The organism is Stenotrophomonas sp. STEN020, from assembly GCF_056760195.1.
This window is the reverse complement of sequence record NZ_JBRREI010000047.1, coordinates 26,910-36,757: the sequence shown is the minus strand read 5'-3', so window position 1 is coordinate 36,757 and position 9,848 is coordinate 26,910. Positions and strand designations below refer to the sequence as shown.

General features: G+C 63.7%; 11 protein-coding genes. 4 read left to right on the top strand and 7 right to left on the bottom strand.

The annotated features are described in order from the left end of the window. Window positions 1-297 precede the first annotated feature (297 nt). The 4 genes from ACVOLZ_RS17160 to ACVOLZ_RS17145 all read right to left on the bottom strand — a co-directional run bounded on the left by ACVOLZ_RS17160 (window position 298) and on the right by ACVOLZ_RS17145 (window position 3,796). Window positions 298-1,677: a hypothetical protein gene (locus ACVOLZ_RS17160; RefSeq protein WP_481517168.1), complete on the bottom strand. Its 1,380-nt coding sequence runs from the start codon at window positions 1,675-1,677 to the stop codon at window positions 298-300. Window positions 1,678-1,801: 124 nt separating this feature from the next. Continuing rightward, a complete protein-coding gene (locus tag ACVOLZ_RS17155) occupies window positions 1,802-2,752 on the bottom strand; it encodes an aspartate carbamoyltransferase catalytic subunit (protein WP_481517167.1) in 951 nt (316 codons plus the stop codon). Between the two features lie 17 nt (window positions 2,753-2,769). Continuing rightward, window positions 2,770-3,237 carry a Holliday junction resolvase RuvX gene (gene ruvX / locus ACVOLZ_RS17150; protein WP_296251643.1) on the bottom strand — a complete coding sequence of 156 codons (468 nt, stop codon included), beginning with the start codon at window positions 3,235-3,237 and terminating at the stop codon, window positions 2,770-2,772. Further along, window positions 3,230-3,796, bottom strand: coding sequence for a YqgE/AlgH family protein (locus ACVOLZ_RS17145; protein ID WP_481517166.1), 567 nt, complete (start codon window positions 3,794-3,796; stop codon window positions 3,230-3,232). Before ACVOLZ_RS17145 ends, ruvX begins: the two co-directional genes overlap by 8 nt. A gap of 77 nt (window positions 3,797-3,873) precedes the next feature. Here ACVOLZ_RS17145 and ACVOLZ_RS17140 point away from each other — a divergent pair, with 77 nt between their 5' ends. Next, window positions 3,874-4,410 carry a DNA-3-methyladenine glycosylase I gene (locus tag ACVOLZ_RS17140; RefSeq protein ID WP_481517165.1) on the top strand — a complete coding sequence of 179 codons (537 nt, stop codon included), beginning with the start codon at window positions 3,874-3,876 and terminating at the stop codon, window positions 4,408-4,410. Between the two features lie 108 nt (window positions 4,411-4,518). Here ACVOLZ_RS17140 and ACVOLZ_RS17135 read toward each other — a convergent pair whose 3' ends face one another. The 3 genes from ACVOLZ_RS17135 to ACVOLZ_RS17125 all read right to left on the bottom strand — a co-directional run bounded on the left by ACVOLZ_RS17135 (window position 4,519) and on the right by ACVOLZ_RS17125 (window position 7,465). After that, window positions 4,519-5,124, bottom strand: coding sequence for a hypothetical protein (locus ACVOLZ_RS17135; RefSeq protein ID WP_481517164.1), 606 nt, complete (start codon window positions 5,122-5,124; stop codon window positions 4,519-4,521). A 44-nt stretch (window positions 5,125-5,168) separates the two neighbouring features. Further along, complete coding sequence (locus ACVOLZ_RS17130; protein ID WP_481517163.1) at window positions 5,169-6,299, bottom strand: PilT/PilU family type 4a pilus ATPase; 1,131 nt, start codon at window positions 6,297-6,299, stop codon at window positions 5,169-5,171. A gap of 128 nt (window positions 6,300-6,427) precedes the next feature. Further along, a complete protein-coding gene (locus ACVOLZ_RS17125) occupies window positions 6,428-7,465 on the bottom strand; it encodes a type IV pilus twitching motility protein PilT (protein WP_296251652.1) in 1,038 nt (345 codons plus the stop codon). A gap of 96 nt (window positions 7,466-7,561) precedes the next feature. Here ACVOLZ_RS17125 and ACVOLZ_RS17120 point away from each other — a divergent pair, with 96 nt between their 5' ends. The 3 genes from ACVOLZ_RS17120 to ACVOLZ_RS17110 all read left to right on the top strand — a co-directional run bounded on the left by ACVOLZ_RS17120 (window position 7,562) and on the right by ACVOLZ_RS17110 (window position 9,803). Continuing rightward, the gene (locus ACVOLZ_RS17120; RefSeq protein ID WP_481517162.1) at window positions 7,562-8,224 is read left to right on the top strand and encodes a YggS family pyridoxal phosphate-dependent enzyme; all 663 of its coding nucleotides are present in this window, start codon (window positions 7,562-7,564) and stop codon (window positions 8,222-8,224) included. Window positions 8,225-8,243: 19 nt separating this feature from the next. Further along, window positions 8,244-9,104 (top strand): pyrroline-5-carboxylate reductase, encoded by an 861-nt coding sequence (proC, locus tag ACVOLZ_RS17115; protein WP_481517161.1) that lies wholly within the window; start codon window positions 8,244-8,246, stop codon window positions 9,102-9,104. A gap of 237 nt (window positions 9,105-9,341) precedes the next feature. Next, window positions 9,342-9,803, top strand: coding sequence for a DUF4426 domain-containing protein (locus ACVOLZ_RS17110; protein ID WP_481517160.1), 462 nt, complete (start codon window positions 9,342-9,344; stop codon window positions 9,801-9,803). Window positions 9,804-9,848: the final 45 nt, after the last annotated feature.

Below are 9,848 nucleotides of genomic sequence, written 5' to 3'. Positions count from 1 at the left end.
CCCACCGCCGCGTCGGCCCCCCCCCCTCCCGGCCCAGCCCACCCACCAACCCCCGGCGCAGGCCCGCGCAATGCGCGGAAACGGCGCTCCCGGAACCGCCCCACCCGAGCATGGCTCGGCTCTACAGTGAAGCATCCCGTGACGCCTATACGCAGCCCCCTGCAGCAGCAGGGTAGTGCCGAGCCATGCTCTGCAGAGGCTTTCCCGGCAATGCCCCAGCCGAGCATGGCTCGGCTCTACAGTGGGGCTTCACCCGCAATCCCAACCTGCTTGCAGAAGCTGCACCGAACCTGCGCTTCAAGGCGCTACTGGATGATGGCTCCAACGCCCTTCGGCATCCATTTCCAGACAGGTCCCCGATCCGCTCGACGGGCAGGCATCCACCGCGTGGATCTGCTCCAACGGCACATCCAGCCGCCATGCCAGACCATGCAAACCAATCGCATAGAAGCGCTGGTCATCAGCCACATGCACCCACAACGGAACCTTCAGCTGCTGCGCAGCCAACTGCTGTACCGATGCCTCCGCCCAGCGCGCGCGACCGATAAGACCCGGGTGATCCAGCCAGCGCGTTCCCGCCACCGACACCCAGCACGACAGCGCCATCAGCACTGCCACCAGCACAGCGACGCGGCGGCCCTGCAGCAATCGCGCCAGCACGATGGCCGGCAGGATCGCGGAGATCGCGGCGTAGTATTCGTAGCTGTTCCAGACCAGCGGGAAGTAAGGCGCGTAGGCGACAACGGCAAACACCGCCAGCAACGCCCATTGGCGACGATCCAGACGCCGCCATCCGCCCTTGGATGCAGCCAGCACCCAGCCGAGCACAACCGGCAAGGCTGCCAGCAGCGCCCAGGCGGCGCCCTTCAGCAGCTCGCCGGTGGCGATCATGCGCAATGCCTCACGTGGCACGTTGAACAACCACGCACCAAACGACGCACCATTCCTGATCAGGTTGCCGCCAAAGCCGTAGGCGTACTCCGGCGCAGGGGGAAGTGTGGCTTTCTCACGCAGTAACAGCCAGATTCCGCCAAGAACCAAGCATGAGATAAGAACCAGCCACTCGCCACGGCGCAAGCGCGCGCCGGTGAACAGACTGCAGATCAGCATCAGCACCGGCAACAGGATCGCCGACTCTTTGCTGAGCAAGGCAACCGCCAGCAGGCACGGTACCGCCGCCAGCAACAGCAGCCGCTTGCCTGCGGTCGCAACGGAGGCTGCCAACCATGCAGCGAGCAAAAGCGTGGTGAACAGCACCAACAGCGGGCTGTTGGCTGCAGCAACCCAATGCACCGTCAGCAGACTGACGGCCAGCACACCATAGAAACCTGCGCTCAAACCCGCCACTGCCCAGCGCGCCGGCCAGCCGGCAACGCGTGCGATGGTCAGCCCCAGTACGCCAACGCCAAGTGCCGCCAGCAACTGCAGCACGAGCATGACTGTGTGTGCGACCAGCACGTGGCCACCCATCACACCCTCAACCACACGCCACCACGCCGTCTGCGACAGTGGCCGCCAGAACAGTTCCGGCTGCACTGGCCAGAAGGTTTCCGACCACGGCTGGCTGGCCAGATTGGCCAAGCGCGCTGCATGTAAAAAAACGTAGTCGTCACCCCAGAACGGGGTCCATAGCGCAGGCACCCAGATCACGGCCGCCAACACAAGCAACACCAACATTGTCAGCAGGTCCGAACGTACCGGCCGAGCTGTCACATTCGCATCCATACTTGTTGCTCCACGGTGTTGCCTGCAAACGCAGGTTCATCAGCACTGGCAGGGTCAATGCCCTGCCGCTGCCAACTCAGCCCAACAGGGTTTCCAGCACGGCCATGCGCACGGCGACGCCGTTGGCGACCTGGCGCAGCACCCACGACTGCGGGCCGTCGGCCACTTCGTCGGTGACTTCCACACCACGGTTGATCGGCCCCGGATGCAGCACTGCTGCGTCCTTGGCTGCGCGCTTCAGGCGTTCGCTGTTGAGGCCGTACTGGGCGTGGTACTGCTCCAGCGATGGCACCAGGCCTTCTTCCATGCGCTCGCGCTGCAGGCGCAGCATCATCAGCGCATCAACGTCCTCCAGCATTGCGTCGAAATCCTGCCCGACCACGCAGCCGTCAAGGATGCCATCCTCCGGCAACAACGACTGCGGGCCGCAGACGCGGATCTCGCCAACGCCCAAGGTGCGCATCGCCTGCAGATCGGTACGCGCAACGCGCGAGTGCTTCACGTCGCCGACGATCACCACCTTCAACCTGGAAAAATCGCTGCCCTTGGCCTGGCGCAGGGTCAGCATGTCGAGCAGGCCCTGGGTCGGGTGCGCGCTGCGACCGTCGCCGGCATTGATCAGCGCGGTGCCCTCGCCTGCCACGCCAGCCAGTTCAGCCACCGCACCATCGTCCGGGTGGCGCACGATGAAACCACGCACGCCCATCGCTTCCAGATTTTTCAGCGTGTCGCAGGCGGTTTCGCCCTTGCGTGCGGAAGAGGTGGATGCGTCGAAATTCAACACATCGGCGCCCAGCCGCTGCGCCGCCAGCTGGAACGAGCTGCGGGTGCGGGTCGAGGGTTCGAAGAACAGGGTGCACACGCCGGTGCCGGCCAGCACCGTACGCTTGTTGTTGATGCGGCCGACCGCGGCATCGCGGATCTGGCCAGCACGGTCGAGCAGCTGCAGCAGGGTTTCCCGCGGCAACCCATCCAGGGTCAGCAGGTGGCGCAGGCGTCCTTGGGCATCAAGTTGCGAAGCGGTCATGGCAGGGTCTTCGACAGTCAGGAAATTGGGGTGGCTTCGTGCGGCGCCGACAACCAGCGCTCGATGATGACGGCGGCGGCGACGGCGTCGAGGTTGGCGGCATCGCGGCGGCGCTTGCGGCCCTCGGCGCGCTCCACGGCAAAACGCTGCGCAGCCTCGACCGAGCTGGAGCGCTCATCCACCAGCAATACCGGCACTTTGTAGCGCTGCTGCAGCTGCCTGGCAAAGGCATGCGCGCGCTTGCGGTTGGGCTGGTCTTCGCCTTCCAGGGTGAGCGGATCGCCGACGATCATGCCTTGCGGCCGCCATTCCTTGTGCAGCTTGTCCAGCGCGTTCCAGTCCGGGCCATTGCCATGCACATCGACGACCGCGATCGCACGTGCGCCGACGCCCAGCGAGCTGCCAATGGCAACGCCGATGCGACGCGAGCCGACATCGAAGCCCAGTACCGTGCTGCTGGTGGAAAGTGTGTTGGACTCAAGCACGGCCGCTGTATCCGGTGACCAGGAACAGATCAACACCGATGCGCGCGCCAGCCAACTGCCAGCGCTCGTCCAGGGGCGTTTCGAACAGCACGGCGGCATCGGCAGGCACGGTCAGCCAGCTATTTTCCGCCAGCTCCTGCTCCAGCTGCCCTTCACTCCAGCCAGCACAGCCAAGCGTGACCAGCGCATTGCGCGGACCTTCGCCGCGCGCCATGGCTTCGAGGATGTCACGGGACGTGGTCAGGTAGAGGCCATCGCCCACCTTCAGGCTGGAATCCCATTCGCGGGCGTCGTCATGGATGACGAAACCGCGTTCAGTGTGGACCGGGCCGCCATTGAGCACCGGCACGGCGCGCAGGTCGCCATCGTCGGTATCAATCGCCATCTGTGCGAACACATCGCCCAAGGTGAAATCGGAGAGCTGGTTGACTACGACGCCCATGGCGCCGTTTTCGTCGTGCTGACAGATCAAGGCCACGCTACGCGCGAACAGGGGGTCGACCAGCGATGGCAAAGCCACCAGCAGGTGATTGGAGAGAGGTGGCGACAACGCAGACATGTCTGCATTCTACCGGCTGCGGCCGTTCGACGCTTCGCAGCGGCGATAATCGGGGTTCCCTTAACGCGGAGACGCCCATGACCTATTACTGTGATTTCGCCCCGGGCCACCCCGTGCACGGGCCGTACCACGAGAACGAGTACGGCTTCCCGCAGCGCGACGAACGCGAGCTCTTCGAGCGCCTGCTACTGGAAATCAACCAGGCCGGCCTGAGCTGGGAAACCATCCTGCGCAAGCGCGAGGGCTTCCGCAGCGCCTACAGCGGCTTTGACGTGGACGCGGTCGCGGCCTATGGCCAGGCAGATATCGCCCGCCTGCTGGCCGATGCCAGCATCATCCGCAACCGGCTCAAGGTGCTGGCGGCGATCCACAACGCGCAGGTGATCCAGGGCCTGCGCGCGTCGCATGGCGGCTTTGCAGAGTGGCTGGATGCGCATCATCCGCTACCCAAGACGGACTGGGTGAAGCTGTTCAAGAAGACCTTCCGGTTTACCGGCGGCGAGATCACCGGGGAATTTCTGATGAGCCTTGGCTATCTGCCGGGGGCGCACCGGGAGGATTGCCCGGTACATCCGCAGCTACTGAGCCAGGGACCTGCCTGGCTGAAGAAATGAGCACATGTTCACAGGGGACTGCTGGAGCGGGAGTACGAGTGAAGCCGGGAAAACGAAAGCGTTTCCTCGCAAACTCCCGCACCGATCAAACCCCTGTTGGAAGCGATCTCAGCGCAGGAACGCGCCGACCAGCGCCAGGATGAGAAACACTCCACCGATGGCAATGATCAGCACGTGCCAGACGGTCAAACGATCTTGCCTGCGCGTGTCCAGCCGTAGCGACTGCCGATAGCTGCGCAACAGCGAGTTCATCGGCAACAGCGGCAAAAAGGCGAGCACCCCAAAAATCCAGAAGCTCCCGCCGAACATCCGCGGAAAAATCATGGAAAGATTGGGAACGGCGTTGAGCAGGAAGTACACAAGCGCTAGAAGCACAGGCGGGAACGCCATCTGTCGGCGTCGCCCCGACGCGTACTGATTCAGCTGAGCGAAGCAACTGAAGCACCAGAGCGGAGCGAACACCGCCCGCCAGAACGGCCAGATGCCGGCAGCTTCCTGGTCTTCGATGGCGCGCCAGTTACGGTAGAACCAGTACGGCACATACAAGCCCAAGGTGGTCAAGCTCATCGCGATGAGCTTGCCAGTCGAGGGCGCGAACAAATCCGGGTGCACCCGCTCCTCGTCGGAAGCAAGCGGGGACAACGGAACCGCGGGAGCAGCCACCGAAGCGGCTGCTGGGGCCGCTGGGGCCCGATAAGGGTCTTGCACTTCCATATGCAGCAACTCCTTTTGCCTTGATTGTGATTGGTAGCTACGAATCAGCGAACTTCAGCAATCTCCACGCCATCCAGACCCTGCGACAAGGTCTTGGCGTCGCCACCCTGCGACAGCTTGATGCGCAGGCGCACTTCGTTCTGCGAATCGGCGTAACGCAAGGCGTCGTCGTAGCTGATCTCGCCGGCCTGGTACAGCTCGAACAGGCTCTGGTCGAAGGTCTTCATGCCCAGCTGCACGGAGTCGCGCATCACTTCCTTGAGCTTGTGCACTTCGCCGTCGCGGATATAGTCCTGCACCAGCGGCGTGCCCAGCAGGATTTCCATCGCCACGCGGCGGCTCTTGCCGTCCGGGGTCGGCACCAGCTGCTGCGCGACCACACCCTTCAGGTTCAGCGACAAGTCCATCAGCAACTGGTTGCGGCGGTCTTCCGGGAAGAAGTTGATGATGCGGTCCATCGCCTGGTTGGCGTTGTTGGCGTGCAGCGTGGCCAGTACCAGGTGACCGGTTTCAGCAAATGCCACCGCGTGGTCCATGCCCTCGCGGGTACGGATTTCGCCGATCATGATCACGTCCGGCGCCTGCCGCAGGGTGTTCTTCAGTGCCGCTTCCCAACTGTCGGTATCGATGCCGACTTCGCGCTGGGTGACGATGCAGCCCTCGTGCTTGTGCACGAACTCGATCGGGTCTTCGATGGTGATGATGTGGCCGGTCGAGTTCTGGTTGCGGTAGCCGATCATGGCCGCAAGCGAGGTCGATTTACCGGTACCGGTGGCACCGACGAACAGGATGATGCCGCGCTTGGTCATCGCCAGCGTCTTGATCACCGGCGGCAGGTTCAACTCTTCCACGGTGGGAATGCGCGTCTCGATGCGACGCAGCACCATGCCTACCTGGTTGCGCTGATAGAAGCAGCTCACACGGAAGCGACCCACGCCGGATACACCAATGGCGAAGTTGCATTCGTGGGTTTTTTCGAACTCCTCACGCTGCGACGGCGTCATCACGTTGAGCACCATGTCGCGGCTTTGCTGCGCCGTCAGTGGTGTCTGGGTGATCGGCGACAGCTTGCCGTTGACCTTCATCGACGGCGGCATGCCGGCGGTGATGAAAAGGTCGGACGCCTTCTGGTGCGCCATCAGCTTGAGGAACGAGGTGAAATCAATGGTGCTCATGGGATGCTCCTTCGGAGCCGGGAATGGGGAATCGCAAATAGGGAATCGTCAAAGCCGGCGATCTGGGAACGGAGTCGGGAACTGCCTTGGCTATACCGACTCCCGACTCTCCATTCCCATTTCCCTGCTTACTCGAACAGACGCTTGTCCTTGGCGTATTCCTTGGCCTGGTTGCGCGTGACCAGGCTGCGCTTGACCAGATCCTGCAGGTTCTGATCCAGCGTCTGCATGCCCACCTGCTGGCCGGTCTGGATGGACGAGTACATCTGCGCCACCTTGTCTTCGCGGATCAGGTTACGGATGGCCGGTGTTGCCACCATGATTTCGTGCGAGGCCACACGGCCGCCACCGACGCGCTTGAGCAGTGCCTGCGAAATCACCGCACGCAGCGACTCGGACAACATCGAGCGCACCATCGGCTTTTCGCCGGCCGGGAACACGTCGATGATACGGTCGATGGTCTTGGCCGCCGAGCTGGTATGCAAGGTGCCGAACACCAAGTGACCGGTTTCTGCCGCAGTCAGTGCCAGACGGATGGTTTCCAGGTCACGCAATTCGCCGACCAGGATGATGTCCGGATCTTCACGCAAGGCCGAGCGCAGGGCTTCGTTGAAGCCGTGCGTATCGCGGTGCACTTCGCGCTGGTTGATCAGGCACTTCTGCGAGGTGTGCACGAATTCGATCGGGTCCTCGACGGTGAGGATGTGACCGTATTCGTTCTTGTTGATGTGATCGATCATCGCCGCCAGCGTGGTCGACTTGCCCGAACCGGTCGGGCCGGTCACCAGGATCAGACCCTGCGGCTGCTCGATCAACTCACGGAAGATCGGCGGGCAGGCCAGGTCTTCCAGCGTCAGCACTTCCGAGGGAATGGTACGGAACACCGCACCGGCACCACGGTTCTGGTTGAACGCGTTGACACGGAAGCGCGCCAGCGAGGGAATCTCGAACGAGAAGTCGACCTCGAGGAACTCTTCGTAATCACGACGCTGCTTGTCCGACATGATGTCGTACACCAGCGCGTGCACTTGTTTGTGGTCCAGGGCCGGGATGTTGATGCGGCGGACGTCACCGTCCACACGGATCATCGGCGGCAGGCCGGCGGAAAGATGTAAGTCCGAGGCCTTGTTCTTGACCGAGAACGCCAAAAGTTCAGCGATGTCCATACGCGCTCTGTCCCCTGCGTTGCGAGTATATGTAAGGTGTTTCCCCTGGCGGGCAGTATAAGCCTTCCCACGTAAGAGGTAGATGCTTTGCAAACCGTGTCTTTGGCCACCCTCCGGCAGCAGATCGACGCTGCTTCCAGCCCCTCCCGGGCAGTCCGCCTGCTGGCCGTTTCCAAGCTGCAGCCGGCCGCTGCGGTGGCCGCTCTGGCCGCCCAAGGACAGCGCGCCTTTGGTGAAAACTATGTGCAGGAGGCTGCCGCCAAGATCGCCGAGCTGGCCGAACTGGGCCTGGAGTGGCACCTGATCGGCCACCTGCAGTCCAACAAGGCCGAGCTGGCCGCGCAGGTCTTCGACTGGGTGCAGACCGTGGACCGGGCCAAGCTGGTCGGCGCCCTGGCCAAGCACCGCCCGTCCGCTTTGCCCCCCCTCAATGTGCTGATCCAGGTCAACATCGACGACGAGGACAGCAAGCATGGCTGCGCTCCGGAGCATGTCGCCGCTCTGGCCGCAGCCATCGCCAGCGAACCGCGGCTCTGCCTGCGCGGCCTGATGGCAATCCCCGCGCCGTTCCCTGAAGTGACCAAGCGGCAGGCCGCGTTTGCGCGGATGCAGGATCTGTTTACCGACCTCGCCGCGCATTACCCGCAGGTCGATACACTTTCGATGGGCATGAGCAGTGACTTTGCCGAAGCCATCGCCGCCGGCTCGACCATGGTCCGGGTCGGCACCGCCTTGTTCGGCCAACGCCCTTCCCCTTGATCGCACTGAGATTGGATTGATGACCAGCAGCCCGCACGCAGACCTCCCCGACACCCAGCTCCCCGACACTGATATCGCCTTCATCGGCGGCGGCAACATGGCGCGCAGCCTGATCGCCGGTTTGCTGCGGCGCGGCATGGCCGCCAGCCGCATCCACGTCGCCGAACCGGTCGCCTCCCTGCGCGAGGCGCTGGCCCAGGACTTCGGCGTGCAGACCTACAACGCCGCGGAAGCCGCCGCGGGCCATGCTGGGCTGTGGCTGATGGCGGTAAAGCCGCAGGTGATGCGAACGGTCTGCGAAGCCTTGAGTCCGATCGCCGCCGCACAGCAACCGGTAGTCGCCTCGATCGCCGCCGGCATCACCGCCGCGCAGCTCGAGCGTTGGCTGGGTGGCAATCAGGCCATCGTCCGCGCCATGCCCAACACTCCTGCCCTGCTCGGCGCCGGCGTCACCGGCCTGTTCGCCAACCCGCGCGTCTCCGCCGCCCAGCGCGCGCAGACCGAACAGGTACTGACCAGCGCCGGCCGCACCGTCTGGATCGAGAGCGAAGCACTGATGGACGCGGTCACCGCCGTCTCCGGCAGCGGCCCGGCCTATGTGTTCCTGCTCGCCGAAGCGATGGAAGCAGCAGCGCTGGAACAAGGCCTGCCGGCGGATGCAGCGCGCACGCTGGTGCTGGACACAGTCCTCGGCGCCGCGCGCATGCTAACCGAAGCCGGCGAAGCTCCGGCCGAACTGCGTCGCCGCGTAACTTCCCCGGGCGGCACAACGCAGGCAGCCATCGAAACATTCCAGGCCGGCGGCTTTGAAGCGCTGACCGCGAAAGCCATTGATGCGGCAGCCAAGCGAGGCAAAGAGCTTTCTGCTGCGAACGATTGAGCAGCACGAACTCTGTAATTCGCAAGCAATGCCAAGCCCCTCTCCCCTTGTGGGGTGAGAGGAGCAGCTTGCGAACCACCGGTTCGCTGCCCATCGAACGCCCTTGCGCTGGCGCAAGGGCCGGGGCGCGGAGCGGGGGTTGGGGAGAGGGGGCAAGGCGAAGCCTTGTCGCTTCTGAACCCTCAGAAAGAAGTCTCCTTCCAACAACCAACACCACAGCCAAAGGAGCAATCCACCATGCACCGGCTCGCCCTAACGCTGTCCTCCACCCTGCTGCTCACCCTCGCCGCCTGCTCCGCGGAACCCTCCCCGCAAGCAGCCGTCATCCAGCAAGCGCAGCCCAGCCACGCCGACCTCGGCAAGCTGCGCGTGCACTACAACCTGCTGCCAACGCTGGCCATGAATGAGGCAGTCGCCCGCAGCTACCAGGTGCAGCGCGAGGCCGACCGCGCCCTGTTGGTGGTTGCCCTGCGACAACTGGAACAAGGCGAAGAGCTGCCGGCAGATGGCAAGGTACTAGCCATCGCCACCGACCTCTCCGGCAAGCGCCAACAGATTGACTTGCGTGCGGTGCGTACCGGTTCCTATACCGATCTGATCGGTGTGCTCGACGCGCATCCACGCGATCAACTGCGCGTGGATCTGCAGATAAGCGCGGACGCAGGTGCGGGAAACGTTCGCTTCGAGCGAAATTTCTGAATCCCGCCGAAACAACAAGCATCGTTTTGTTTGTTGTTTCAGCGC

Bases quoted from the DNA above. Each gene is read 5' to 3' on its own strand.
- ACVOLZ_RS17130 (WP_481517163.1), bottom strand. From the start codon at position 6,299: ATGAGCACCATTGATTTCACCTCGTTCCTCAAGCTGATGGCGCACCAG.
- ACVOLZ_RS17155 (WP_481517167.1), bottom strand. From the start codon at position 2,752: ATGACCGCTTCGCAACTTGATGCCCAAGGACGCCTGCGCCACCTGCTG.
- ACVOLZ_RS17125 (WP_296251652.1), bottom strand. From the start codon at position 7,465: ATGGACATCGCTGAACTTTTGGCGTTCTCGGTCAAGAACAAGGCCTCG.
- proC (WP_481517161.1), top strand. From the start codon at position 8,244: ATGACCAGCAGCCCGCACGCAGACCTCCCCGACACCCAGCTCCCCGAC.
- ACVOLZ_RS17145 (WP_481517166.1), bottom strand. From the start codon at position 3,796: ATGTCTGCGTTGTCGCCACCTCTCTCCAATCACCTGCTGGTGGCTTTG.
- ACVOLZ_RS17135 (WP_481517164.1), bottom strand. From the start codon at position 5,124: ATGGAAGTGCAAGACCCTTATCGGGCCCCAGCGGCCCCAGCAGCCGCT.
- ACVOLZ_RS17140 (WP_481517165.1), top strand. From the start codon at position 3,874: ATGACCTATTACTGTGATTTCGCCCCGGGCCACCCCGTGCACGGGCCG.
- ACVOLZ_RS17160 (WP_481517168.1), bottom strand. From the start codon at position 1,677: ATGTTGGTGTTGCTTGTGTTGGCGGCCGTGATCTGGGTGCCTGCGCTA.
- ACVOLZ_RS17110 (WP_481517160.1), top strand. From the start codon at position 9,342: ATGCACCGGCTCGCCCTAACGCTGTCCTCCACCCTGCTGCTCACCCTC.